Source organism: Myceligenerans halotolerans, from assembly GCF_054782975.1.
On record NZ_BAAGRL010000023.1, the window covers coordinates 84,444 to 109,879 of the forward strand.

Here is a 25,436-nt window from a genome sequence, read left to right on the forward strand (position 1 = left end):
GGTCCGGTACTTCGGACCCGCGGAACGCCGTCGGACAACCACAAGAGCGTACCCGATCCGCACTTCGGCACTCAAACCGTACCGGCGTCCCGCCACCGGGGATGCGTCACATCCGCCTGTGGGTAACGCCGCACCAAGGGCGGGCACGCCGGTACGGTGGATGCCGACCGGGGCGCCGTCGACCACCCGTGCAGGGCGAGGCGGACGGACGGGGACGGGACGTCACCGGAGCGGGACGTGAGGAGACGGCGGATGAGCGCAGCGGATCGAACCGACGGGGGGCAGCGGTGACGGAGATCGACGCGGGTCTCGTGCGCAGATGGGTCCGTGGCGCGACCGACGCGCTGCGGCGCGAACGAGCCGCCCTGGACCGGGTCAACGTGTTCCCCGTGGCCGACGCCGACACCGGCACGAACATGTACCTCACGATCCGCGAGGGTGACCGGGCCGTCCGCGCGGCACCCGACGACGCGACCGGCGTCGACCTGCTCGCCACCGCGGCCCGCGCCGCGCTGCTCGGCGCACGCGGCAACTCCGGCGTCATCCTCTCCGAGTGGCTGCGCGGCACGGCGCTCGAGGCCCGCCGGGGCACCACCGCCGCCACGATCCTCGAGGAGGCGGCACGGTCCGCGCGCGCGGCGGTCGCCAGGCCCGCCGACGGGACCGTGCCGACCACCGCCGACGCCGCCGCGACCGCGGGCCGCGCCGCCGAGGACGCCGGGGGAGGCCCCGGCGCGGTGGCCCGCGCCGCCGTCGGCGCGGCCCGCGAGGCGGCCCGGACCAGCATGACCGAGCACCCCGTCCTCGCCGCCGCCGGCGTGCTCGACGCCGGAGCGTGCGGCCTGGTCCTCGTGCTCGGCGCGCTCGTCGCGGCAGCGGTGTCAGACAGCCCGGGCACGATGGAACCCGTGAGCCTCGACCTGATCGTCCAGCCGCGGCGCGGCGCGGCCTTCGTCCTGCCGGAACCGGCCGCCTCCCACGACCACGCCCACACGGACCTGGGCGGGCTCGAGCTCATGTTCGTCCTCACCCGGCGCGCCGCCGGAGCGGAGCACGTCGCACCCCGCCTGCGGTCCCGGCTCGAGGAGGTCGGTGACTCCGTCGTCGTGGTCGGCGGCGACACCGGAGGAGACACGGCCGTCTGGCAGGCGCACGTGCACACCGACCGGCTGCCCGACGCGCTCGCCGTCGCCGCCGGGATCACCGGCGCCGGCACGCTCGCCCAGGTGCACGTGCGCCACCTCGAAGCGGCCGACCCGCAGGAGTGGGGCGTCGTCGCCGTCACCACCGCACCGGCCCTCGCCGCCGACCTCGCGCACGCCGGAGCGGTCGTGCTGCTCACGGGCGGGTTCGGCGCCACGGTCGACGCCGTCACCTCCGACGACGTGCAGCGCGCCGCGGCGTCCACCGGCGCACGCCGCGCCCTGGTGCTCGGCGACCACCCCCGGCCCGGACCGGACGGCGCAGATCCCCGCACCGGGCCGAACCACGGCGACCTCGACGAGATCGTCGCGCTGGACGCGCCCACCGACGTGCACGTGGTCGTGGCGCTCGCGGCCCTCGGCACCGCACCCGGCGCCGCCACGCCGCGGGACGCGGCCCGCGCCGCGCTGGACGGCCTGCGCGTGACCGGCCCCGTCCCGGCCCCGGAGGCGGCGACGGCGCTCGCGGAACTGGCGGGGCAGGCCGGGGAGTCCCACCCGGCCGAGGAGGCCGGGCCGCCCGAGGTCGTCACGGCGCTCCTGGACGACGACGCCACCCACGTGGCCGACGAGCTCGCGGCGGTGCTCGCCCGGGTGGCGCCCGCCGCGGAACTGGTCACGCTGCCGACGGGCCGCCCGGGCGACACCGTGCAGCTGGGCGTCGAGGCGCCCGGCGGCGGCGAACGGGCGCCGGACGCGCCCGGGGGGAGCCCGGCCTCGTGCGCGGCCACCTCGGCAGGGCCGGCGCGGCGCACGACCGCCTCGCTCCGGGGCGCCGCGCCGGCCCGGGGCACGACCGTCCCGGACGGACCGGCGGGCCGTGAGGCGCTGCGGGAGGGCGTGTGACCTCCCGGGCCCGGCTGGACGAGCCGCTGTCGCGCGCGCTGGGCCAGGCGCGCGGCAAGAACCCGCTGTCCAAGCTCGGCCTGGAGACGGTGGGCGACCTCATCGGTCACTACCCGCGGCGCTATGACGATCCGGGCCGCCTGACCGACATCAGCATGCTGCGGGCGGGGGAGCACGTCACTGTCATGGCGCGCGTGGTCCGGACCACGGTGCGTTCCATGCGCAACCGCCGGGGTGCCCTCCTGGAGGCGGTCATCACCGACGGCAAGCACTACCTGTCGCTGACGTTCTTCGGCAAGCACCGCGGCTCGCTGTACGCGCACGAGCAGCGGCTCGTCGCGGGCAGCACCGGCCTGTTCACCGGCACGGTCGGGCTGTACCGGGGCGAGCGGCAGCTCACGCACCCGGCGTTCATGATGATGGGCGAGGACGACCTGGAGTCGGACGAGGACATGCTCGCCGAGGCCGCCCGTCCCATCCCGATCTACCCGGCCGTGGCGAACGTCCCGAGCTGGAAGATCGCGAAGGCCGTGCGCACGGTGCTGGACACCCTGACCGGCGCGGACGTCCCCGACCCCGTGCCGCTGGAGGTGCGGGCGCGGGCCGGGCTCCCGGGGCGGCTCGGTGCGCTGCGCAAGGTGCACCGGCCCGACAGCATGGCCGACGTCCGCGCGGGACAGCACCGGCTGCGGTTCGAGGAGGCGTTCGTGCTGCAGGCCGCACTCGCCAAACGGCGCGCGCTGGCCACGGGGCGGCCCGCGACGCCGCGCCCGCTGGTCGACGCCGGCGCCGGTCCCGGGCGCAGGAGTCTGCTCGCCGACCTCGACGCCCGGCTGCCGTTCGACCTGACTGCCGGCCAGCGGGACGTGGGCGACGAGATCAGCGCCGAGCTGGCCGGCGCCCGGCCGATGCAGCGCCTGCTGCAGGGCGAGGTCGGGTCCGGCAAGACGGTGGTGGCGCTGCGCGCCATGCTCCAGGTGGTCGACGCCGGCGGCCAGGCGGCCCTGCTCGCGCCCACCGAGGTGCTCGCCGCCCAGCACGTCCGCACGCTCCGCGCCCTGCTCGGGCCGCTCGCCGACGGCGGGATGCTGGGCGGCGCGGAGAACGGCACCCGGGTCGCCCTGCTGACCGGGTCCCTGGGGGCCAGGGCGAAGAAGGAGGCCCTGCTGGCCGCCGCGGGCGGCGAGGCGGGGATCGTCGTCGGCACGCACGCACTCCTGTCCGAGCACGTCCAGTTCGCCGACCTCGGGCTGGTCGTGGTGGACGAGCAGCACCGGTTCGGCGTCGAGCAGCGCGACCGCCTGCGCGACAAGGCGAGCGCGGCCCCGCACCTGCTGGTCATGACCGCCACCCCCATCCCGCGCACGGTCGCGATGACCGTCTTCGGGGACCTGGCGACGTCGTCCCTCACCGAGGTGCCCGCCGGCCGCGCGGGCGTCACCACGCACGTCGTCCCGGCAGCCAACGAACGCTGGATGGACCGCACGTGGGCCCGCGTGCGGGAGGAGATCGACCGGGGCGGCCGCGCCTACGTCGTGTGCCCCCGGATCCGTCCGGACGACGACGGCGCCGGCGGCGAGGACGGGATGGAGGCCGTCCCGGTGGGTGACCTCGTGCCGGCCGGGGACGGCGACGGCGCGGGTGGCCCCGGCGCCCTGCTCGATCCCGGCGAACCGCCCGCCGCCGCGCCGCTGCGGGCCGTGCTGGAGGTCGTCGAGGAGCTGCGCGGGCGGGATCAGCTCGCGGGCGTCGAGATCGGCGTCCTGCACGGACAGATGGCGCCCGCCGACAAGGACGACGCCATGGCGCGGTTCGCGTCGGGCGACACGCCGGTGCTCGTGTCCACCACGGTGGTCGAGGTCGGCGTCGACGTGCCGGAGGCGACCGTCATGGTCATCCTCGACGCCGACAGGTTCGGCCTGTCCCAGCTGCACCAGCTGCGCGGCCGCGTCGGGCGTGGCACGGCCCCCGGCCTGTGCCTGCTGGTCTCCGACGCGCCACCGGGCGGTACGGCGGGCACGCGCCTCGAGGCGATGGTGCGCACCACGGACGGCTTCGAGCTCGCGAACACCGACCTGGAACTGCGCAACGAGGGAGACGTGCTCGGCGCCGCCCAGTCCGGGCGATCGAGCTCCCTGCGCCTGCTGCGCGTGGTCAAGGACGCCAAGCTCATCGAGCACGCCCGCACCGAGGCGATCGGAGTCGTCACGGCCGATCCGGACCTGCACTACGCCCCCGAACTCGCCGACGCCATCGCGGAGCAGCTCGACGCCGAGAAGGAGGAGTTCCTCGAACGCGCGTAGCCCCCGGTGAAGCGACCCGAGTAGAGTCCCCGCCCGTGAGCGACGATCAGCACGCCCATCCGGGTCCGCGACAGCCAGGTCGCGATCCGGGGCCCGCGATGGCGGGGCCCGCCGGTCCTGGCCGTGCTGGTACGGGGCCCGCCGGTTCGGGGCTCGCAGGCTGGGACGACCCGCCGTTCGACGACAGGTTCGACACCGTGCCGTACCTCGAACGAGGCACGCCCACGCCGTCGCGTGAGGACACCGTCCCGTACCCCGGCTCGGGCGCGCCGCCGTCGCCGCCGTCGTCGCCCGAGGACACCGTCCCCTACCCCGGAACGGGCTCGAACCCGCTCCCGTCGTTCGACGACGTCCTCCAGGACGAGCCCGCCGGCGAGCCGCACCGGACCGGCACGGCGTGGTCGCGCGGCATCGTGCTCGCCGTGCTCCAGCTCCTCCTCGCCGCGGCGCTGCTGTTCCACGACCAGCTCCCCGGCGCCTTCGGCCTGGTCAGCCTCGTCGCCTCGATCCTGCCCTGGCTGGGCGCGTTCGCCGCGCTGCTCCTCGTCCTCGGACTCGTGCGCCGATCCGCGACCGCGACGCTCGCCTTCCTCCTGCCCGCCGCGGCCTGGGCCTGGGTCCTCTGGCCGCGCCTGACGGACGAACCCGTCCCGCGCGACGACCTGACGGTGGTCCAGCACAACGTCAGCGACGAGAACCGGGACATCGCCGGGACCGTGCGAGTACTGCTCGACGCCGAACCCGACGTCGTCGTCCTGGAGGAGGTCACGCCTCCGCTGGTCGAGCATTACGCGCGTGCCTTCGGCGACGCGCTGCCGCACCAGGAGGTCCACGGCACGGTCGGCGTCTGGTCCGCCCACCCGCTGCGCGACGCGGAACGGATCGATCTGCGGCCCGACGGCGCCGGCCCGGGATGGAACCGGGGCATGCGGGTCACCGTGACCCCGGCCGACGACGCCCCGGGCATCGCGCTGTACGCGGTGCACCTGCCGTCCATGCGACTCGGCCCCGCCGGACTCGACGTCGCGGCCAGGAACCAGAGCATCGGACTGCTCGCGCAGGCCCTGTCCGCCGACGAGTCCGACGCCGTCGTCGTGGCCGGCGACCTGAACACCACCCTCGACGACCCCGCGCTGGACCCGGTCACCGCGCTGGTGTCCGAACCGCGGCACGGCCTCGGACTCACGTTCCCGGCGTCGTTCCCGATGGTCCCGATCGACCACGTGCTGGCGCGCGGCGCCGCGGTCACGGAGGTCCGCACGCTCGACCGCACGGGAAGTGACCACCTCCCGGTGGTCGCCCGCATCGACCTCCCCTGGTCCTGAGGCCACCCGACCACCCACCCGCGGAACCTCTAAACTCTGCCCCGTGAGAATCGTCGCGGGCAGGCTGGGCGGACGGACGCTCGTCGTCCCGCCCAAGGGGACCAGGCCCACCAGCGACCGCGTGCGCGAGGCGATCTTCTCCCGCCTCGACCACCTCGACGTGCTCGACGGCACGCGCGTGCTCGACCTCTACGCCGGATCCGGCGCCCTCGGCCTGGAGGCCGCCAGCCGCGGCGCACGGCACGTGACCCTCGTGGACTCCGCGCGCGGAGCCGTCGCCGCCGCACGCAAGAACGTCGCGGCGCTCGGTCTCGCGCCGCACGTCCAGGTCGTCAACGGTCCCGTCGAGCGGTACACGGCGGCGCTCGCGGCCGCTCCGCCGTCGTCCGGCGCCGCGCTCGATCTGGTCTTCCTCGACCCGCCCTACGACCTGTCCGACGACGATCTCGCCCGGGTGCTGCGCGATCTCGCCGCGCCGGGCGTGCTGGCCCGCGCGGCCGTCGTCGTCGTCGAACGGTCGGCCAGGAGCCCCGAGCCGTCCTGGCCGGAAGGCCTGGCCCTCATCGGCCGGAAGCCCTACGGCGAGACGGCGGTCTACTACACCGAGCCGATCGGGCCGGCCGCACCGGAGGAACCCGCCGCCGACTAGGGTGTGGGCCATGACCATCGCTGTGTGTCCGGGGTCGTTCGACCCGATCACCCTCGGCCATCTCGACGTGGTGCGCAGGGCACGGAGTCAGTTCGACCGCGTGATCGTCGCCGTGGCCAGGAACCCCGGCAAGTCCGGTCTGCTGGACCTGGACACGCGCGCGGCGCTCGTCCGTGCGGCCGTCGCGGCCGACCCCTCGACCGCGGACGTGGAGGTCGGCGTCGCCGATGGCCTGCTCGTCGACTTCTGCCGCGAGGTGGGCGCGACCGCCGTCGTGAAGGGCCTGCGGGGCGGCGCGGACTTCGACGCGGAACTGCCGATGGCGCTGATGAACCGGCACCTGTCGGGCGTCGAGACGGTGTTCGTCGTCGCCGACCAGGCCTACGCGCACATCGCGTCGTCGCTGGTGAAGGACATCGCCCGGAACGGCGGCGAGATCGACGACCTGGTCCCGGTCGCCGTCGCCGGAGCGGTGCGCGCGGCCGTGGGCTGAGGCGTGGCGGATCACACCTGTCCCGGGCCGACAGGCCCCGGGCCGATGCCGTAAGATTGCAGGCTGGTCCTGCATGGACCACCATCCCGCATTTCGAACGCCCCTCTCGGAGCCTGCCATCACACTCGACCCCCGCTCGCCGCTCGTGCTCGACACGCACGAGCTGTCCCGGCGTCCCGGCACCATGCGCACGCACAGCGCCATGGTGCAGGTGCCGTCTGCCGTGGGGACCCCGGTGATCGCGGTCCGCGAGGGTGATGACCTGGAGCTCGACCTGCGGCTCGAGGCCGTCATGGACGGCGTGCTGATCTCCGGGTCGATCCGCGGCAAGGCGGTCGGCGAGTGCGCCCGCTGCCTCGACGAGATCACGGTCGAGGTCGACGCGCCGGTTCAGGAGCTCTTCGCCTACCCGGAGCGGGCCGAGGCGGAAGCCGCGGCCGGTGACGACGATGTCGAGGACGAGCAGTCGGTCCTGGAGCACGATCTGGCCGACATCGAACCCGTATTGCGAGATTCGGTGGTCACTGCACTACCATTTCAACCGCTGTGTCGTCCGGACTGCCCGGGCCTGTGCACCGAGTGCGGTGCACGCCTGGCCGACGACCCCGGCCACCATCATGATCAGGTCGACCCTCGCTGGTCGGCGCTGCAGAGCATGCTCGAATCCACGAGCATGTCCGACGAGACGAAAGAGAGCTGACCGTGGCTGTTCCGAAGCGCAAGATGTCGCGCAGCAACACCCGTGCGCGTCGTTCGCAGTGGAAGACCACCGCGGCGAACCTCACGACCTGCCCGTCGTGCCAGGCCGACAAGCTGCAGCACACCGCGTGCCCCACCTGCGGCGCGTACAAGGGCCGTACCTACCGCGACGCCCTGAAGACCGTCAACGCGGGTTGATGGCCCGCCGCGGCGCTCCGACCCCCTCGGAGCCGGGCGAGCTGCTGGAGAAGCTCGGGGTCGTTCTCGACCCCGAGCTTCTCGTGCTCGCCCTGACGCATCGCTCGTTCGCCCACGAGGCAGGCGGCATCCCGACGAACGAGCGCCTGGAGTTCCTGGGCGACACGGTCCTCGGGCTCGTGGTGACCGAGGCGCTCTACCGGCGTCACCCCGACACCAACGAGGGTGACCTCGCCCGGATGCGCGCCGCGACCGTGTCGCAGCGGTCGCTCGCGAAGATCGCCCGGACGCTCGGCCTGGGACGCTACGTGCTCCTCGGCAAGGGGGAGATCCGCACGCGCGGCTTCGACAAGGACTCGATCCTGTCGGACACGGTCGAGGCGCTGATCGGCGCCACCTACGTGTCGCACGGGCTGGAGGTCTCCCGCGACCTGGTGCACCGCCTGGTCGACGACCAGCTCGACGTCGCCGCCGGCCTGGGCGCCGGCCTGGACTGGAAGACGTCGCTGCAGGAGGCCGCCGCCGAGCGCGGACTCGGCGCCCCGGACTACCTGGCGACCTTCGAGGGGCCCGAGCACGCCCGGATCTTCCACTCCGAGGTGGTGATCGACGGCGTCGCCTACGGCCAGGGCTCCGGGTCGGCGAAGAAGCACGCGGAGCAGGAGGCCGCCGAGGAGGCGTACAAGGCGCTGGTCGCCGCGTTCCCGTCGGCGCCGGTCACCGAGGACCGGGACGAGCGGCTCGCCGAGAGCGACCCGTCGTCGTCGGACGCCGCGGAGGGCGGACGCCGCCAGGCGCGGCGCCGCCCCGGCGCCGGACCCGCCGACGCGGCGCGGCACGTGCCGAGTGCCTGAGCTGCCCGAGGTCGAGACCGTGCGCGACGGTCTCGACCGTCTCGTCGTGGGCGCCGTGGTGCGGCGCGTGGAGGTCCTGCGGGACTACAGCGTGCGACGGCACGAGGGCGGTCCGCTCGACTTCGCCGGCCGCCTGGCCGGCCGGCGCCTCGCCGCCGCGGTCCGCCGCGGCAAGTTCCTCTGGCTGCCGCTGTCCGACGACGACGGCCCGGGCGCGGCCGCGACCGCGGACGATGCGCTCCTCGCCCACCTCGGCATGTCCGGCCAGCTCCTCGTCCGCGGTGGCGTGAGCGCGGACGACTGGCAGCACCCGCACCTGCGCGTACGCCTCCACCTGGAGGGTGCGCCCGCCGTCGACGGCACGGCCGCCCGCTACCTCGACTTCGTCGACCAGCGCACCTTCGGCCATCTGAGCGTGCAGGACATGGTCCCGGACGGCTCGGGGCTGCCCGCCGGGCAGGGCAGCGATCTGCCGCTCCTGCCGGTGCCCGTGGCGCACATCGCGCGTGACCTGCTCGACCCGCACGCGGAGCGCGCGGAGGTGGCGCGGCGCGTGCGCCGTCGTCGGACGCAGATCAAGCGCGCGCTCCTCGACCAGACGGTCGTCTCCGGGGTCGGGAACATCTACGCCGACGAGGCGCTCTGGCGTGCCGAGGTCCACGGCCGCCGCCCGGTCGAGCGGATGCGGCAGGCGGACGTGCTGCGCGTGCTCGACGCCGCCGCGGAGGTGATGCGCGAGGCGCTCGTGCGGGGCGGTACGTCGTTCGACGCGCTGTACGTGAACGTGAACGGCGAGTCGGGCTACTTCGCAAGAAATCTTGACGCCTACGGCCGTGCGGGCGAGCCCTGCCGCCGCTGCGGTACGGAGGTCCGGCGGGAGCCGTTCATGAACCGGTCGTCGTACTTTTGCCCCAGCTGCCAGCGCGCGCCACGTTCCTGAGACCGGCGGCGCCGTCGCGCACCCAGGCCGTGACCTGATCCGCGAGGAACCTGGCGGCACCGCGCGGACGCCCGCCGGCGACGTGGGGCGTGAGGACCAGGTTCGGGCAGTCCCACAGCGGCGAGCCGGCGGGCAGCGGCTCGGTCTCCGTGACGTCGAGGGCGGCTCCGGCGAGGCGGCCGGACCGGAGGGCGTCGATCAGGGCAGCCTCGTCGACGGTCGCCCCGCGCCCGGCGTTGACGAACCGCGCGTGCGCCGGGAGCCTCGCGAGGACGTCGGCGTCGAGCGCGTGCCGCGTGGCCGGCACGGCCGGCAGCAGGGAGACCAGGACGTCGGTCTCGGGCAGCAGGCCGGCGAGCCCGTCCGGGCCGACGACGTCGAATCCGGCCCGCCGGCCCGCCGAGCCCGCTACCCCGGTCACGCGCGCGCCGAGGGCGGAGAGCATCGGCGAGAGCCGCTCCGCGATGGACCCGAAACCCCAGAGCACGACGTGCGCCGCGGACAGCGTCCAGTGGGCGTCCGTGTCGGGAGCGGCCTGGGCGGCCGCCATCTCGCCCGCCCAGCGGCGCTCACGCTGCGCCTCGAGGGCCTCGGGCAGGCGCCGCACGGAGGCGAGGATCAGCATGAGGGTGTGCTCGGCCACGGTCTCGTCGTGGAGGGACCGCCCGGAGGAGATGACGACGTCGTCCCCGAAGCCGGCGGCCAGCGCCACGTCCGGGCCGGCTGAGAGCGTCTGGACCCAGCGCAGGCGGGTGAGCCGGCGGGCGGCGTCGGCGACGACGCCGGGTGGGCTGGCCCAGGTGACCAGGACGTCGGCGTTGGTGTGCTCTTCGGGGACGGGCTCCCCCATGGCGTACGGCACGACGACGGCGTTGCCCAGGGCCTGCCGTACGTCGTCGTCCAGGTACTGCCGGAACCCGAGATCGAACGCGACGTCGGGCAGGAGAATCTTCACGCGGGGACTGTAGCGTCCGGAGCCGGCCGGGCGCTTGTGCATCGCGTCATCGAGACATACCGACCGGCTGTCCGACGGGCGACCAGGACGTCGAGCCCTGATCTGCCGAACAGCCGGCCGGGACGAATGCCTCCCGCCGGCGCCGACCACGCCATCTCGGTCGGTGGGATCGCAGCCATCGACCAGAACGACGTGGTCGCGTGCCGGCCCTCGGGTGAGCGCTCAGGCGACCCGGACGAACGTCGGGTTCGACTGCCACATCGTCGTGTAGCGCAGCGGCGTGCCCGGCTGCACGGCCTCGACGATCATGCCGTTGCCGGCGTACAGGGAGACGTGGCCCGAGGTCCACACGATGTCGCCGGGCTGCGGGTCCGAGACGACGGTTCCGGCGTAGCGCAGGTCGCCCGACGTGCGGGGCAGGTTGGTGACGCCCAGCTGGCCGTACACGTAGGTGATCAGGCCGGAGCAGTCCAGGCCCTCCGACGGGGTGGACCCGCCGAGCACGTACGGCGTGCCGACGAGCTCCATCGCCAGGTTCACGGCCTGCTGGCCCGTCGCGGAACCGGTCGAGGTGGACGTGGTGGCCTCGGCGGCTGCCGTGGCCTCCGCCTCCGCCTCGGCTGCGGCCTGGGCCTCCAGCTCCGCCTGGCGCTGTGCCTCGAGCTCGGCCTGGCGCTGCTTCTCGAGCTCCGCCTGGCGCTCCTCCTCGGCGATGCGCTTCGCCTCGGCCTTGCCCTCAGGGGTCTCCGCGTACGGGGTGACCTTGATGGTGCTCGTCTCGACGACGGTCTCGGCCTGCGGGGAGACCTTGACCTGGCTGACGAGTTCGTCGGCCAGGGCGTCGGCGACGCGGGCGTCGGCCTTGCCGTAGTCGACGGTCTGCTTGCTGTTCTCGGCGGCAGGGGCCGCGCCCGCACTCGACGAGAACACGGACGCGAGCATGCCACCCGTGACGGCGGCGATGGCGCCCGTCCTGGCGGCGGCCTCACTCACGCCGGTCAGGGGGGTGATGGTGGGGCGCTCCGCGCGGTGGCGACCGCGACGGGACGGACGGCTGGTTTCGGGCGTGATCGTAGCCACTTTCTCCTCCGACGCCTGCGAGGTGAGCTGTCGGGTTCGGATGGGAGATCACCCGGCCTCCCGAAGGAGGCTTCACCCCAAGGGCCGTGGCCCGTACTACCTGGTTCCCCCGTCCCCGCCATGTTTTCGCTGGGCAGATCCGGTGGCGGGGCTCGGCGGCCGGATCCGGAGCCGCGGTCTGGGTCCGCGGCTCGGTGATGACAGTACAGAGGATCGCGCCGGATGTCACGAATTGGTTACGCGAAGGTTTTCGCCTGCATGTCGGACGCGTGCGAAACGGTGTGTCATCGCAGGTCATGCCGGCAAAATGCCGCCCGCTCCCGGAATCTCCTATGGTGGCGACATGCCGCTCTCCGACGTCGAACCGCGTGTGGATTCCCCTGACCCCGCCGAGCAGTTCGTGGCGTACCTGGACTACTACCGGGGCGTGGTCGAGCGCAAGGCCCGAGGTCTGGGCCCCGCAGGGCTCGCCGAACGTCCGCTGGAGTCCGGGTGGTCGCCGCTGGAACTGCTTGTGCATCTCGTGCACATGGAACGGCGGTGGTTCGTGTGGGGGTTTCTGGCGGAGGGCGTGTCCGAACCGTGGGGTGACCACGCCGGCGGGGACCCGCACGGGCCGTGGGCGGTCCCGGCGGGCGACGCGGACCTCGACGACTGGCTGCGGCGCCTGCACGACGGCGGCGCCCGGACCAGGCAGGTTCTGGCCGCCCACGACCTGGCCGAGCGCGGCGCGACCGGCGGCCGGTTCACCTCGGGCGAGACGCCGCCCACGCTGCTGTGGATCGCGTTCCACGTGCTCCAGGAGTACGCCCGGCACGCGGGCCACCTGGACGCGGCACGAGAGCAGATCGACGGCATGACGGGGGAGTGACGGCGCGGTCCGGGTCCGGCGCGCGGCTGCGTCCGGCGCGGGTCCGCCCGGCGTCAGCCGTGGAGCGTGAGGCTGATCTCGTGGTCGGCCAGGCCCGCCGGGACCGGGCGGTGCGTCGCCAGGACGACGGCGGTCCCGGTGGCGCGGGCATGCTCGGCGAGGACACGGACGACGTCGTCGGCCGCCTTCGCGTCGAGATGCTCGGCCGGCTCGTCGACGAGCAGGGCGTCCGCGCGGGCCAGCAGCGCCCGGGCGATGAGGAGCCGGCGTCGCTCGCCGCCCGACACGTTCGTCGCGTCCGTGCCCAGCATGGTGTCCAGGCCGTCCGGCAGCCCGTCGAGCCAGGGTGTCAGCCCGACGGCGCCGAGCGCCGCACGCGCCTCGCCCTCCTCGACGTCGCCGCGTGCCACCCGGAGGTTCTCGAGCACGGTGGTTCCGAAAACGTGCCCGTCCTCGGCCACGAATAGTGTGCCAAGCGCTGGCGCCCTCGCACCCGGGAGCAGCCCGGCGGAGCGCATGAGGAGGGTCGTCTTTCCCGAGCCCGACGGCCCGGTCACCACGGTCACCGTCCCCGGCCGCGGGTCCAGGGTCACGCCGTACAGGGCGGGGCGGGACTCGCCGACCCGTTCGGCGGAGTCGTCCTCCAGCAGGCTGAGCAGTCGCCGGGCTGCTTCCCGGGACCGGTGCCACTGGACGGCCGCGGCGGGGAGCCCGGCCGTCGCCTCGAACACCGCGAGCGGCGTGAGCACGACGACGCTCAGTTCCTCGGGCGTGAGCCGTCCGGCCGCCAGGGCGGGGATCCCGAGCACCAGTGCCGCCATCACGGCGAGTCCCTGCGCCAGCGAGCCGAGCCCGGCGGACAGGCCCGACACCCGTGCCCCGGCCTCGTTCGCGGCGTCGAGCTCGCGGTCGGCGGCCCGCAGGTCCGCCGACCGGGCCGCGAACCGGCCCGCCACCCGCAGCTGCGGCGCCTCCTCCAGCAGTTCGAGGACGAGCCCGCTCACCCGCCCGCGCGCCGCGGCGCCGTCGGCCTCGACCCGTGCGGACGCCCGGGCCGCCAGCCACGGTACGACGACGCCCGCCAGCAGCAGGCACACCGCCAGCGCGAGCCCCGCCTCCGGCAGGAGCACCCCGACCAGGATCACCGACCCGGCACCCGTCACCAGGGCGACCCCCGCCGGGATCACGGCGCGCACCACGACGTCGCCCACGCTGTCGACGTCGGCCCCGAGCCGCGCCAGGAGGTCGCCGCGCCGCACCGACGGGGTTCCCGGGGCGTCCGCGAGGCCCGCGTAGACCCGCGCCCGCAGCGCCGACATGCCGCGCAGGGCGACGTCGTGCGAGGCGAGGCGCTCCAGGTAGCGCAGCACGCCGCGGCCGATCCCGAACGCCCGCACCGCCACCACCGCCACCGACAGCGTGAGCACCGGGGGCATCTGGGAGGCGCGCGCGATCAGCCAGGCGGCGACGGCCGCGAGCCCGATCGCGCAGGCCAGCGCCAGGGTGCCGAGGCCGATGGCGGCCGCGACACGACCGGGCCGGACCTCCAGCAGCGGCAGGAGCCGCAGCAGCGGGTCGCGGGCGATGCCGCGCGGTCCGGCGCGCCGTGTCCGGCGGGCCGTCGCGGCGCCCGGCGACACCGCGCCTGAGGTCGCGGCGCGAGGAGCGGCACCGGGGAGCGGTGCGCCGGGAGGAAACGCCGTGGGCGGTTGCGGGCGGGATGCGGCGCTCATCGGGCGGCTCCGGCGTCGGCGCCGGTCGCGGGACCGGTGCTTGTCGTGGGAATCGCGCTGGTCGCGGTGCCGGCGGACACGGGCCGCGCCTCGACGTCGATGACCTGGTCGGCGATCGCCAGCAGCGACTCGCGGTGCGCGACGACGAGCACGGTCCGGCCCTCGCCGCGCCAGGCGCGCACGGTGTCGAGGATCTGTCCCTCCGAGTGGGCGTCGAGGTGCGCGGTCGGCTCGTCGAGGATCACGAGCGGGCGGTCGGCGCCGTCGTCCAGCAGGGCGGCGGTGAGCGCCACCCGCTGACGCTGGCCCACGCTCAGCCCGGTCCCGCCCAGGCCGAGTCGCGTGTCCCACCCGTGCGGCAGGTCGCGGACGACGGTGTCGAGCCCGGTCTTCCGGGCCGCCCTGGCGACCCGCACGGTGCGCTGCGGCGGAACCGGCACGCTCTTCACCCCCGGCGTGCGCTCTGCCCCTGGCGTGCGCTCTGCTCCCGGCCTGCCCTCCGCCTCCGGCGTGCCCTGCGCTTCCGGCGCGCCGCCCTGCCGCGCGTGCAGGATGTCGCGCAACGAGCCCGGCGGTATCGCCGGCCGCTGGGGGACCCAGGTGAGGCGGCGCCACCAGGCCTCGAGGCCGACGTCGCGCAGCGGCACCAGCCGCGCCTCGCCGGACGACCCGCCGAATGCCCCGCTCGGCTCCGCCAGTTCCAGGAGCACCTGGCCGGAGTCCGGTTCGACCAGTCCGAGCGCGACCAGGACCGCCGTCGACTTCCCGGAGCCGCTCGGCCCGCGGAGCGCGATGACGCGACCGCCCCCGGGGCGGCCCGAGCCCAGCGGGATGCGGGCGGTGAGCCCGGCGGGCGCGACCACGTCCCGATCACCGGCGCGCACGTGGACGTCGTCGAGCACCAGAGTCAGTGGCGTGACCCGGCCCACGCCGCCGTCCGCCTGCCGCGGCCGGTCAGGATCGAGGCCGGGCGCCGGGCGGCCGTCCGCGTCCGTCGTGGCGAGCAGGTCGAGGGCGCGGCCCGCGGCGGCCACGCCGTCGACCGACGCGTGGAACTCCGCCCCGACCCGCCGCAGGGGCAGGTAGACCTCCGGGGCGAGCACCAGGACGGCGATCGCCGCCTGCAGGTCCATCTGGCCCTCGACGAGACGCAGCCCGACGCCCACGGCGACGACCGCGACGGACAGCGTGGTCAGCAGCTCCAGCACCATCGACGACAGGAACGCCACGCGCAGGGTCCGCATCGTCGCGCTGCGGGACGCGTCGCCGAGCGCCCGCACCCGGGCCGCCGGGCCGGTCGCCCGGCCGAACGCGCGCAGCGTCGGGAGCCCGGCCACGAGGTCGAGCACCTGGTCGCCCAGCCGGGCGACCGCCGCCAGCCGCCGCTCCGACGTGCCGGCCGTGAGTCGTCCCACGAGCACCATGAAGATCGGCACGAGCGGCAGCGTCACCGCCACGACCGCCGCCGAGATCCAGTCCAGCCCCAGCATGACGAGCACCAGCGCGGGCGTGAGCAACGCGGTCAGGACGAGCTGCGGCACGTAGCGCACCAGATAGGGCTCGAGGTCGTCGAGCCCGCGCGTGGCCAGGGTGGCGACGCCGGTGCCGTCCGGTGCCGATCCTGTGCCGCGGGGCGGTCGCGTCGCGACCGCGTGGACGACCTGCTCGCGCAGGTCGGCGATCGTGCGCGACGCCGCCCGCCGCGCGTACCGTTCCTGTGCCCAGGCGACGACGGCGCGACCGGCGACGGCGACGCCCAGCCCCACGAGGAGCGCGCCCGCGGGCGTTACTCCCGGGTTCTGGATCACCGGAGCCAGCAGCGCGGCGATCAGCAGCGCCTGCGCGACGACCAGCCCCGCGGAGGCCAGCCCCAGCCCCACGGTCAACGTGAGATAGGAACGGGCCGGGCGAATGTGCCGGAGTCGTGGATCAAGGGGACGCACAGGCCTATCTTTGCGCGTCAGAGCCCTGAATGGGACATGCCGTCCCTCACAGATCAGGGCGAATTTCCGGTCCCGGAGCGCGCCCGGTCGCCGCCGTCCCTGACAAGCCGCCGCCGGAGATGTCCGCGGAATATCGGAATGCGCCCCGGGCGTGGCTGTCGGCGGCCCTATCTTTTGCTGATTTCACCCCTGCTGTGCAGACTTTCAATCCAGGACGTAATAAATCGTTGCTGATCTACCCCAGACACGTAGTTCCCCTTCAGTGAACTTCGAAGACGGAGTGACAGATGACGGTGACCAGAAAAGTCGTGACGCCCCTCGGCTCGCCTCTGCCCGGCGCGGCGGGCCCGCACTCCAACCGGCGGCGGACGGCCCTCGTGCTCGCCGGGCTTCTCACCCTGGCACTGCTCGCCGGCATCATCGGCACCCTCCAGGCCACCCGGACCGACGCCGCACCCGCGTCCGGCCCCACCGCGCCCGACGCGACCGCCGCACTCGCCCGGTCGTTCGTGACCGAGGTCGACGCATCGGCCAGCACCGTCACCGTCGACATGTCCCGGGACCCGGACGCCGTCTACGCCTGGATGAACGAGACGGGCACCGGCCTCGACGGCTGGACCGTCGACGTCGTCGGCCTGGACGCCCCCGACGGTGAGGAACGGGCCGCGCTCGACGCCGCCTCCTCCGACGCCGAGGGCGACCGGCCCGTCGAGCCGCAGGCATGCCCGGACCTCCCGGAAGGGACCAGGACCGACGACGGATCCACCGTGCCGTACCTCGGCTGCGACCCCGGCACCGGGCACGAACCGTCCGCCACCCCCGTGCGGGGCGGCCTCCGGCACTCGCTCGGCGGCGCGGTCGACGCGGTGCTCGCCGAACTCATCCCCGGCGCCGACCTCGCGGCGAGCAAGGTCTCCGTCACCGGCGGACACGCCGTCGTCGACCTCCCCGCGGACTTCCCCGGCGCCGCCGCGACCGCGCCCGTCCCCGCCTACGAGATCGACCGGGCCCTGATCTTCACCGCCTACAGCAACGGCGCCCTCGACTCGGTCCGTTTCCGGGTCACCGGCGACTGCCTCGCCTACGCCACCGCCGTCGACGGCGACATGTGCGCCACCGTGCCCCTCCCCATCGAACTCGGCCGCGAGGAGTGAGACCCATGACCACGGACCTCCGGCCCCTCCTCGGCCGGGCGGCCGCCGCCCTGCTGGCCGCCGGCCTCACCGCCGCGACCCTCGCCCCGCCCGCCGCCGCGGACGCCGACTACAACCCGGAGCACTGGAACGGCAAGCGCATCTACCTGTCCCAGGCCTGCCACGACGGCAACGACGGCGTACCCGGCGGCTCCTGCATCACGAACCACGGATGCCGCGACTACTCCGAGAACGCCCAGTCCTACGCGACCGCCCTGCACGCGATCACCGGCGCCCAGGACGACCGCCTCAACCTGCTCGAACGCGGGTACCGCGTCCGGCGGGGCACCGGCACGCTCAACGAGAACGTGAACAGCTCCAACAACTACGGGGCGGACCTGCACGTCCCCATCCACTCCAACGCCCGCAACGAGACGTGCGAGAACACCAGCGGCAGCCACGGGACGCTCATGATGTACGTCTCCACGGCGGGCCGTGAGTGCTCCGACGAGTTCGTGCGCTGGTTCGGCCCCGGCAGCCCCGGCACCAACGACGTGCGCTCCTACCGGTCCAACCTGGGCGAGCTGAACAACACGAACGCCCCCGCCTGCTACCTGGAGATGGAGTTCCACACCTGGAACACCGGCAGGGACTGGCTGCTCGGCGAGCAGAACTACTCGTGGCGGATCGCCAGGTCGATCGACGAGTACCTGGACTACCCGTGACGGCCGGGCGGCGCCTCACCACGACCTTCCTGGCCGGGGTGCTGCTCCTGGCGCTCGCGGGCTGCGACGCGGCGGACGGTTCGGCCGGCCCGTCGCCGTCGTCGTCCCCCGGTCCGACGACGACGGACGCCGCCGACCCGGCACCCGGCCCCGGGCGGCCCGCCGTCCGGGTGGTTCCCGCGAACGGCACCCTCCGCGTGACGGCCGAGGGCCTGCCGGGCGGCGAGGTCGTCGAGGTGCTGCCGTGCGCGGCCGAGTACGTGCGGGTCGACGGCGGGGCCGCGGACACGATGTGCTCGTTCAACTCGGACACGGGCGTCGCCGTGGAGACGTCGGCCGACGGCCGCCTCCGCACCACGGTCGAGCCCGAGGTATTCCTCAAGATCAACGGCCACGAGGTGCTGTGCGACACCGGATGCGTGCTCGGCGTCGTCACCGACGGGCGGACGGTGCGGGCGACCACCCCGTTCGGCCTGCCCGACGGCGTCGTCGTGCCCGACGCGCCGGAACTGACCGTCGAGTCGTGGACCTACGATGTCGCGAGCAACACCGGCACCGCGGTCGTGACCGGCAGCGGCTTCGAGCCCAGGGCCGACGTCGACCTGTCGCAGTGCCCGGTCGCCGCGGACGGGACGGGCGTCGACGGGGCGGACTGCCTCTACGAGTACGGCACGACGGCGATCGCCGACTCCCGCGGCGCGTTCCGGGTGGACGTCGCCGCGTACCCGCTGTTCCAGCGATCCGCCGGCGGGCGGGCCGACGAGTACGTCGACTGCGCCGAGCGCCCGGAGACCTGCGCGATCGCCGCCCCCTGGGTACCGAACGAACGCATAGCGCTCACAACCTTGGACGCCGCCCGGTAATTGGCCGGCCCTGATGGTTACCGCGGGGTCAGAACGCCGCGTCCTTGATCCGCTTCCACGTCAGGCCTGCGGGCGCGGGAATGTCCCGCACCGACAGCCGGCGCCGGAACACCCAGTACGTCCACGCCTGGTAGGCGATCACGAGCGGGGTGAGGATCACGGCGACGACCGTCATCACGCCGAGCGTGTACGGGGTCGACGCCGCCTCGGCGATGGTGAGCGAGTTGCCGCCGTCGAGCCCGGGCATCACGGCCGGGTACATCGACCCGAAGATGAGCACCACGGACGCGATCAGCACCACGGCCGACAGCCCGAACGCCCAGCCCTCGCGCGAGCGCCGGGTCATCTCCACGACGCCGACGAGCGCGCCGGCCGCGACGGCCACGGCCGCCCACGTCCACGGCGTCGAGTACGCCACCTGCGCCCAGACCGCCCAGCCGCCCGTCACGAGGAGGGCCACGACGGAGAGGCCGGCCGCCAGGCGGCAGGCACGCTCCCGGATGTCGCCGCTCGTCTTGAGCGCGATGAAGATCGCGCCGTGCAGCAGGAACAGCACCGTGGTCACCAGCCCGCCGAGCAGGGCGAACGGGTTGAGCAGCGCCCAGAAACCGCCCACGTACTGGTGCGCCGCGTCCAGCTCGACGCCCCGCACCAGGTTGGCGAACGCGACGCCCCACAGGAAGGCCGGCACCCATGACCCCACCTGGATGGCCACGTCGCAGCGCCGCCGCCAGATGTCGTCGGAGATCTTGCCGCGCCACTCGAAGGCGACGCCACGCACGATGAGCGCCAGGAGGATGAGCAGCAGCGGCACGTAGAAGCCGGAGAAGAGGGTGGCGTACCACTCGGGGAAGGCGGCGAAGGTCGCGCCGCCGGCGGTGAGCAGCCACACCTCGTTGCCGTCCCACACCGGCCCGATCGTGTTGATCAGGACGCGGCGCTCCTTGTCACGGTTCTCCGGGCCGCCGTGCGCGGCGCCGCCGCGCGGCAGGATCGACAGCAGCATGCCGACGCCGAAGTCGAATCCCTCCAGCACCAGGTAGCCGGTCCACAGGACCGCGATGAGCACGAACCAGAGAATGGCGAGATCCATGTCAGTTCCTCAGTAGGCGAAGGACAGGGGACGGTCGGCGGCGTCGTCGTCGGCCTGCGCCTCGGGCGACTCGTCGCGGACGACGCCGGGCACGCCCTCCACGGCGTAGCGGTGCATGAGCCGGCCCCACACGACGGCGAGCACGCCGTACAGGATCGTGAACACGATCATGGAGAAGAGCACCATGCCCGGGCTGACGACCGTGGACACCCCGCGCTCGGTGAGCAGCCGGATCTGGTCGATGCCCGTCGGGTTCGGCGCCACCACCCACGGCTGGCGGCCCGTCTCGGTGAAGATCCAGCCGAACGAGGAGGCGAGGAACGGGGTGGGGATCGCCCAGACGCCGACGCGGGCGAACCACCTGTTCCCGGTCACGCGACCGCCGCGGGTGAACCACAGCGCGAGGAGCGCCAGGGCGGCCGAGCCGGCGGCGAGCCCGATCATGAGCCGGAACGACCAGTAGGTCAGGGCGAGGTTCGGGGTGTAGGTGACGGGGTCGCCGGCGGCGTCGGTCTCGCCGTAGCGCTCGGAGTACTCGGACTGGACGTCGTACACGCCGGGCAGGTAGCTCTCCTCGCCGGTGAAGCTCCCGGTGCCCAGGTAGCTGGCCAGGCCCGGCACCTCCAGGATGTGCCGCACGCCCTCGCACGAGTTCGACAGGTCGCCGATGGTGAGGATGGAGAAGTTCGCGGCCTCCGAGCCCTCGCACAGCGCCTCCGCGGACGCCATCTTGCCGGGCTGCTGCTCGAACATGAGCTTGCCCTGGACGTCTCCCGAGATGCCGACGCCGATCCCGGCGACGAGCATCGTCACCGTGCCGAGCACGACGGCGGGCCGGTACACCTCGCGGGCGAGCGTCACCTTGGCCTCGTCGCCGGTGCGTACCAGGCGCACCATCCACCAGGCCGCGATGCCCGCCACGAACGTCCCGGCGGTGAGGAAGGCCGCGGCCACCGTGTGCGGGAACGCGGCCCAGAGGGTGTTGTTCGCCAGGATCGCCCAGATGGACTCCATCTCCGCGCGGCCGGTCTCCGGGTTGAACCGGGCGCCTACGGGGTGCTGCATCCAGGAGTTGGCGGCGAGGATGAAGAGCGCGGACAGGTTCACGGCGACGGCCACGGCCCAGATGCAGGCCAGGTGCACCTTCTTGTTGAGGCGGTCCCAGCCGAAGATCCACAGCCCCAGGAACGTGGATTCGACGAAGAACGCCGCGAGGGCCTCCATCGCGAGCGGGGCGCCGAACACGTCACCGACGAACCGCGAGTACTCGCTCCAGTTCATGCCGAACTGGAACTCCTGCACGATGCCGGTCACCACGCCCATCGCGAAGTTGATCAGGAAGAGTTTCCCGAAGAACTTCGTCAGGCGCAGCCAGCGCTCGTTCCCGGTGCGGACCCAGGCCGTCTGCATGATCGCCACGAGCGGGGCGAGGCCGATCGTCAGCGGTACGAAGATGAAGTGGTAGACCGTCGTGATGGCGAACTGCCATCGCGCCAGATCGAGTGCGTCCACTGAGGCTCCTGCGGGTCGGTCCAGAGCTTGTACTTTTCTTCACAAGCACCCTATGCCCGTCGGGTGCCCGCCTATGACGACGTGGCGCGTGACATCGGCCACTCGTCAGAGTGTCGCCGTCTCCGGGCGCGTCCGCCCGGCGGGGGTCGAAGCGCTTGTGCGATAATGAACTCGCCCTTGCCGGACCCACATCCTGGCCGGGGATGCAGAGCCCGCAGGACCGCGTCCGCCGCGGTGCCGCGACAACGGGGAGTGAAAGGGATCCGTGGTCGCAGGCGTCCGCGAAGACGTGACCGGTGGGGCCGCAACCGAGACTTCTGTCCGGCACGGCGCTCCGAGGCGACGTGCCGCAGGACTACCGACCGCCTGGCGGTCCGCTGGTGTGGGGCGGATCCCCAGTAACAGGAGCTACCCACGTGACGACTCCCTCTACCGCCGGTCCGACCGCCGGGTCACAGAACGATCACGACGGCGAGGCCGAGGCCCCCGCGACGACCAAGCCGGCGCGGCGCCGTGCCACGCGCACCACGTCTGCGCCCGCCACGACGGCCGCGCCCATCGTCATCAAGACCGCCCCCGCGCCGGAGCCGTCGTCGGCCCCGGCTCCGACGTCGAACGTCATCGCCGGAACCGGATCCGCACTGCGTCCGCGCCGTCGCGCCAGCCGCGGCTCCGCGGCACCCGCCACGCCGACGGAAGAGGCCACGGCCGCTCCCGGGCGCGAGGCGGCCCCTGCGTCCGGGACCGACGCGGTCGAGTCCGCCGGGACGCCCGCGACCGCTGTGACCATCGGCACAACCGCTCCGGCCGCCGAGCCGGAGGACGCTCCGGCGCCGAAGCGGCGTTCACGTCGCGTCACCAAGGCCGCGGGCGCCGTCGAGAAGACAGAGCTCACCGCGGGTTCCCGCCCGGCCGCGGCGGGTGAGGCCGCCCCGAGCGAGGCGGAGACCCCCGCCGGCACGACGGAACCCGAGGCGCCCGCCGAGGAGACGAAGCCGGCTCGCGCGCGCCGGACCCGGTCCCGCAAGGCCGACGAGTCCGCGGCCGCCGAGCCTGCAGCCGACGAGCCCGCGGACGTCAAGGCCGCGGCCGAGCCGGCCGGTGCCGGGACCGCGAGCGAGGAACCCGCGCCCCGGACCAGGGGCACCCGCCGGGCACGCACCGCGGCGCCGTCGTCGGCCACCGCGACGCGTAGGGCCGGCGCGGCCGAGGACAGGGACGAGAAGCCCAGGACGGCGCCGCGGCTCGCGACGACCGCCCTGCTGTTCCAGGCGCCCGACCTGACGGCGGTGCAGCGCCCGCGCCGCGAGCCCGGCCTCACGATGCCGGGAATGAGCGGCGCCACGACCGCCGACGCCACGACCACAGACGCCACGACCGCCGCCGCCGAGGAAGAGACCGCGGCGGCACCGGCCGAGACGGTGGAGAGGCCGGAGAAGGCCGGGTCGACGGCGGTCCGGGCGGGCTCGGGCAAGTCGGGCTCCACCAGCCGGAGGGCGGGCCGGGCCGCCGGCGAGCCGGAGCCCTCCGCCGCCGCGACCGAGGACACGACCGGCGCCGCCCCGCGCTTCCAGACCGCCGAGCTGAGCGACGACGACGCGGCCGCCGTGGACGAGGTCGGCGTCATCGAGGAGGAGCTGGCCGCCGAGGGTGTCGAGCTGGCCGAGCTCGGCCCGGAGGACCTCGACGAGGAAGAGGACTTCGACGAGGACGACTCGCGCCCGAACCGCCGTCGCCGGCGCCGGGGCGGACGAGGCCGCCGGGGAAGCCGTCCGCGCGACTCGCGCCAGGACGACGAGCCGGGCGATCAGAGGACTGCGGACGAGCAGGGCGACGACGGCGCCGCACTGGACGAGCCCGAGGACGCCGAGGACGGGGGTGCGGGTGACGACGACTCCGGCAGCCGTCGCCGGCGCCGCAGGCGGCGGGGCAGCCGTGCCGAGCGCGCTGAGGCCGCCCGGGGCACCCGTGGGTCGTCGGACGAGGTCACGGCCCTGAAGGGGTCGACCCGGCTGGAGGCCAAGCGGCAGCGCCGGCGTGAGGGCCGCGACGCGGGACGTCGCCGGCAGATCGTCAGCGAGGCCGAGTTCCTGGCACGCCGGGAGTCGGTGACGCGGTCGATGGTGGTGCGCGAGCAGGACGGGCGCACGCAGATCGCGGTGCTGGAGGACGGCGTGCTGGTGGAGCACTACGTCTCGCAGCAGTCGCAGGTGTCGATGGCCGGCAACGTCTACCTGGGCCGTGTGCAGAACGTGCTGCCGTCCATGGAGGCCGCGTTCGTCGACATCGGCAAGGGACGCAACGCCGTGCTGTACGCGGGCGAGGTGAACTGGGACGCCGCGGGGATCGCGGACGGCCAGCCGCGCCGCATCGAGGAGGCGCTCAAGTCCGGCGACACGGTGCTGGTGCAGGTCACCAAGGACCCGATGGGACACAAGGGCGCGCGTCTGACGTCGCAGGTCACGCTGGCCGGACGGTACCTGGTGTTCGTGCCGGGCGGCGGGATGACCGGGATCAGCCGCAAGCTGCCCGACACCGAGCGCAACCGGCTCAAGAAGATCCTGCGCGAGGTGGTGCCGGACGGCGCCGGCGTGATCGTGCGCACCGCCGCCGAGGGCGCGAGCGAGGAGGAGCTGCGGGCCGACGTCGAGCGGCTGCAGGGCCAGTGGGAAGCCATCACCACGAAGGCGGACCGGTCGAAGAAGTCCGCGCCCGTGCTGCTCCAGGGCGAGCCCGACCTCGCCATTCGCGTGGTGCGCGACATCTTCAACGACGACTTCTCCTCGCTCGTGGTGGCGGGCGAGCGGGCGTGGGACGAGATCTCGGCCTACGTGGACGAGCTCGCCCCGGACCTGCGCGAGCGCGTGACGAAGTGGGCGCGGTCCGGTGACGTCTTCGCCGAGCACCGCGTCGACGAGCAGCTCGCCAAGGGCATGGACCGCAAGGTGTGGCTGCCGTCCGGCGGCTCGCTGGTGATCGACCGCACCGAGGCCATGACCGTCGTGGACGTCAACACCGGCAAGTTCACCGGTGCGGGCGGCACGCTCGAGGAGACCGTCACGCGGAACAACCTCGAGGCGGCCGAGGAGATCGTGCGGCAGCTCCGCCTGCGTGACATCGGCGGCATCATCGTCATCGACTTCATCGACATGGTGCTCGAGTCGAACCGCGACCTGGTGCTGCGCAGGCTGGTCGAGTGCCTGGGCCGGGACCGGACGAAGCACCAGGTGGCCGAGGTGACCTCGCTCGGCCTGGTGCAGATGACGCGCAAGCGCGTGGGGCAGGGCCTCGTCGAGGCGTTCAGCGAGACGTGCGAGCACTGCAACGGGCGCGGGTTCGTCGTGCACGACCACCCGATCGAGCGCGGCCCGTCCGGCGTCGAGCAGGGGGACGGCGGCCCCGGCGCCGGCGCGCGCAACAAGCGCCGCAAGCGGGGCGGCAAGGCGGGCGCCGACGTCCCGTCCGCCTCGAAGGGCCCGGTATCGGCCTCGCAGAGTGCGGCCGTGCTTCCCGAGGAGAGCTCGGAGGAGCGCGAGGAGGTCAAGGCGCGGCTGGCGACCATCGCCGCTGCGGCGCAGCACGCGCACGAGGACGAGGACGCCAAGGGCGGGGCGAACGCCGCGCCGGACGCCGGCCGGACGGTGCGCGCCGGCTCGGAGGCGGAGGGCGCGCCGACGGCGGAGGCGGATTCCGCCGCGGCCGTCGCGGAGCCCGAGCGGGAGGCGAAGTCCGAGCCGCGGTTCGAGCTCAGCCTGCCGGAGCCGAAGTCGGGAGCGGGCGAGCGTGCGACGGCGAGGCCGTCCGCGTCGCTCGACGCGATCGTCCTGCCGGACAGGTCCGCGAAGGCCGAGGCGCCCGGAACTTCCGGGAGCGACGCGGCAGGGTCCGACGCCGGGCAGGCCGACGACGAGGCGCCGGACGGTGGTGCCGCGCCCGAACCGCCCAAAGGAGCCGGCGACGAGGTCGCCTGAGAACCAGCAGAAGAAGGGATTCTGGTCCAGGCTGCTGGGCCGCTGATC

General features: G+C 74.1%; 20 protein-coding genes and 1 riboswitch. Of the genes, 14 read left to right on the forward strand and 6 right to left on the reverse strand.

Annotated features, from left to right (window positions below):
- Positions 1-287 precede the first annotated feature (287 nt).
- The 9 genes from ACYVK5_RS15775 to mutM all read left to right on the forward strand — a co-directional run bounded on the left by ACYVK5_RS15775 (position 288) and on the right by mutM (position 9,509).
- Positions 288-2,048 carry a DAK2 domain-containing protein gene (locus ACYVK5_RS15775; protein ID WP_460706650.1) on the forward strand — a complete coding sequence of 587 codons (1,761 nt, stop codon included), beginning with the start codon at positions 288-290 and terminating at the stop codon, positions 2,046-2,048.
- Positions 2,045-4,351, forward strand: coding sequence for an ATP-dependent DNA helicase RecG (locus tag ACYVK5_RS15780; RefSeq protein ID WP_460706652.1), 2,307 nt, complete (start codon positions 2,045-2,047; stop codon positions 4,349-4,351). The genes ACYVK5_RS15775 and ACYVK5_RS15780 overlap by 4 nt, the downstream gene beginning before the upstream one ends.
- A gap of 35 nt (positions 4,352-4,386) precedes the next feature.
- Positions 4,387-5,676 carry an endonuclease/exonuclease/phosphatase family protein gene (locus tag ACYVK5_RS15785; RefSeq protein ID WP_460706654.1) on the forward strand — a complete coding sequence of 430 codons (1,290 nt, stop codon included), beginning with the start codon at positions 4,387-4,389 and terminating at the stop codon, positions 5,674-5,676.
- A gap of 43 nt (positions 5,677-5,719) precedes the next feature.
- The gene (gene rsmD / locus ACYVK5_RS15790) at positions 5,720-6,325 is read left to right on the forward strand and encodes a 16S rRNA (guanine(966)-N(2))-methyltransferase RsmD (RefSeq protein WP_460706656.1); all 606 of its coding nucleotides are present in this window, start codon (positions 5,720-5,722) and stop codon (positions 6,323-6,325) included.
- A 10-nt stretch (positions 6,326-6,335) separates the two neighbouring features.
- Positions 6,336-6,818 carry a pantetheine-phosphate adenylyltransferase gene (gene coaD / locus ACYVK5_RS15795; RefSeq protein ID WP_460706658.1) on the forward strand — a complete coding sequence of 161 codons (483 nt, stop codon included), beginning with the start codon at positions 6,336-6,338 and terminating at the stop codon, positions 6,816-6,818.
- Positions 6,819-6,891: 73 nt separating this feature from the next.
- On the forward strand, positions 6,892-7,518 hold the full coding sequence (locus ACYVK5_RS15800) for a YceD family protein (RefSeq protein ID WP_460706660.1): 627 nt from the start codon (positions 6,892-6,894) through the stop codon (positions 7,516-7,518).
- Between the two features lie 2 nt (positions 7,519-7,520).
- A complete protein-coding gene (rpmF, locus tag ACYVK5_RS15805) occupies positions 7,521-7,715 on the forward strand; it encodes a 50S ribosomal protein L32 (protein ID WP_460706662.1) in 195 nt (64 codons plus the stop codon).
- The gene (gene rnc / locus ACYVK5_RS15810; protein ID WP_460706664.1) at positions 7,715-8,569 is read left to right on the forward strand and encodes a ribonuclease III; all 855 of its coding nucleotides are present in this window, start codon (positions 7,715-7,717) and stop codon (positions 8,567-8,569) included. Before rpmF ends, rnc begins: the two co-directional genes overlap by 1 nt.
- Positions 8,562-9,509 (forward strand): bifunctional DNA-formamidopyrimidine glycosylase/DNA-(apurinic or apyrimidinic site) lyase, encoded by a 948-nt coding sequence (mutM, locus tag ACYVK5_RS15815; RefSeq protein WP_460706665.1) that lies wholly within the window; start codon positions 8,562-8,564, stop codon positions 9,507-9,509. The genes rnc and mutM overlap by 8 nt, the downstream gene beginning before the upstream one ends.
- Here the strand turns inward: mutM and ACYVK5_RS15820 are convergent.
- Both ACYVK5_RS15820 and ACYVK5_RS15825 read right to left on the reverse strand, forming a co-directional pair.
- Positions 9,454-10,464, reverse strand: coding sequence for an NAD(P)-dependent oxidoreductase (locus ACYVK5_RS15820; protein ID WP_460706667.1), 1,011 nt, complete (start codon positions 10,462-10,464; stop codon positions 9,454-9,456). The genes mutM and ACYVK5_RS15820 overlap by 56 nt on opposite strands.
- Before the next feature lie 222 nt (positions 10,465-10,686).
- Positions 10,687-11,544, reverse strand: coding sequence for a C40 family peptidase (locus ACYVK5_RS15825; RefSeq protein ID WP_460706669.1), 858 nt, complete (start codon positions 11,542-11,544; stop codon positions 10,687-10,689).
- A riboswitch (cyclic di-AMP (ydaO/yuaA leader) is annotated at positions 11,542-11,690 on the reverse strand. Its footprint overlaps the gene before it by 3 nt.
- Before the next feature lie 197 nt (positions 11,691-11,887).
- On the opposite strand from ACYVK5_RS15825, the gene ACYVK5_RS15830 reads away from it, so the two are divergent.
- Positions 11,888-12,415, forward strand: a complete 528-nt coding sequence (locus ACYVK5_RS15830) for a mycothiol transferase (protein WP_460706671.1) — start codon at positions 11,888-11,890, stop codon at positions 12,413-12,415.
- A 53-nt stretch (positions 12,416-12,468) separates the two neighbouring features.
- Here the strand turns inward: ACYVK5_RS15830 and ACYVK5_RS15835 are convergent, their stop codons facing one another.
- On the reverse strand, positions 12,469-14,148 hold the full coding sequence (locus ACYVK5_RS15835; protein ID WP_460706673.1) for an amino acid ABC transporter ATP-binding/permease protein: 1,680 nt from the start codon (positions 14,146-14,148) through the stop codon (positions 12,469-12,471).
- Positions 14,145-16,091 carry a thiol reductant ABC exporter subunit CydD gene (gene cydD, locus ACYVK5_RS15840; protein WP_460706675.1) on the reverse strand — a complete coding sequence of 649 codons (1,947 nt, stop codon included), beginning with the start codon at positions 16,089-16,091 and terminating at the stop codon, positions 14,145-14,147. The genes ACYVK5_RS15835 and cydD overlap by 4 nt, the downstream gene beginning before the upstream one ends.
- A 287-nt stretch (positions 16,092-16,378) precedes the next feature.
- Between cydD and ACYVK5_RS15845 the strand changes: the two genes are divergently transcribed.
- The 3 genes from ACYVK5_RS15845 to ACYVK5_RS15855 are packed head-to-tail and all read left to right on the forward strand — an operon-like array spanning position 16,379 to position 18,812.
- The gene (locus ACYVK5_RS15845; RefSeq protein ID WP_460706677.1) at positions 16,379-17,245 is read left to right on the forward strand and encodes a hypothetical protein; all 867 of its coding nucleotides are present in this window, start codon (positions 16,379-16,381) and stop codon (positions 17,243-17,245) included.
- 5 nt (positions 17,246-17,250) lie between these two features.
- Positions 17,251-17,949 (forward strand): hypothetical protein, encoded by a 699-nt coding sequence (locus ACYVK5_RS15850; RefSeq protein ID WP_460706679.1) that lies wholly within the window; start codon positions 17,251-17,253, stop codon positions 17,947-17,949.
- A complete protein-coding gene (locus tag ACYVK5_RS15855) occupies positions 17,946-18,812 on the forward strand; it encodes a hypothetical protein (RefSeq protein ID WP_460706681.1) in 867 nt (288 codons plus the stop codon). Before ACYVK5_RS15850 ends, ACYVK5_RS15855 begins: the two co-directional genes overlap by 4 nt.
- A 28-nt stretch (positions 18,813-18,840) precedes the next feature.
- On the opposite strand, the gene cydB is transcribed toward ACYVK5_RS15855, so the two are convergent.
- Entirely contained in the window at positions 18,841-19,905 is a 1,065-nt protein-coding gene (gene cydB, locus ACYVK5_RS15860) for a cytochrome d ubiquinol oxidase subunit II (protein ID WP_460706683.1), read from the reverse strand.
- 9 nt (positions 19,906-19,914) lie between these two features.
- Positions 19,915-21,417 (reverse strand): cytochrome ubiquinol oxidase subunit I, encoded by a 1,503-nt coding sequence (locus ACYVK5_RS15865; RefSeq protein ID WP_460706685.1) that lies wholly within the window; start codon positions 21,415-21,417, stop codon positions 19,915-19,917.
- 416 nt (positions 21,418-21,833) lie between these two features.
- Here ACYVK5_RS15865 and ACYVK5_RS15870 point away from each other — a divergent pair, with 416 nt between their 5' ends.
- Positions 21,834-25,388: an Rne/Rng family ribonuclease gene (locus ACYVK5_RS15870; protein WP_460706687.1), complete on the forward strand. Its 3,555-nt coding sequence runs from the start codon at positions 21,834-21,836 to the stop codon at positions 25,386-25,388.
- Positions 25,389-25,436: the final 48 nt, after the last annotated feature.

Excerpts from the sequence above, each read along its gene's own strand:
- coaD (WP_460706658.1), top strand. The coding sequence starts at position 6,336 with ATGACCATCGCTGTGTGTCCGGGGTCGTTCGACCCGATCACCCTCGGC.
- ACYVK5_RS15800 (WP_460706660.1), top strand. The coding sequence starts at position 6,892 with ATGGACCACCATCCCGCATTTCGAACGCCCCTCTCGGAGCCTGCCATC.
- rnc (WP_460706664.1), top strand. The coding sequence starts at position 7,715 with ATGGCCCGCCGCGGCGCTCCGACCCCCTCGGAGCCGGGCGAGCTGCTG.
- ACYVK5_RS15830 (WP_460706671.1), top strand. The coding sequence starts at position 11,888 with ATGCCGCTCTCCGACGTCGAACCGCGTGTGGATTCCCCTGACCCCGCC.
- ACYVK5_RS15835 (WP_460706673.1), bottom strand. The coding sequence starts at position 14,148 with ATGAGCGCCGCATCCCGCCCGCAACCGCCCACGGCGTTTCCTCCCGGC.
- ACYVK5_RS15845 (WP_460706677.1), top strand. The coding sequence starts at position 16,379 with ATGACGGTGACCAGAAAAGTCGTGACGCCCCTCGGCTCGCCTCTGCCC.
- ACYVK5_RS15850 (WP_460706679.1), top strand. The coding sequence starts at position 17,251 with ATGACCACGGACCTCCGGCCCCTCCTCGGCCGGGCGGCCGCCGCCCTG.
- cydB (WP_460706683.1), bottom strand. The coding sequence starts at position 19,905 with ATGGATCTCGCCATTCTCTGGTTCGTGCTCATCGCGGTCCTGTGGACC.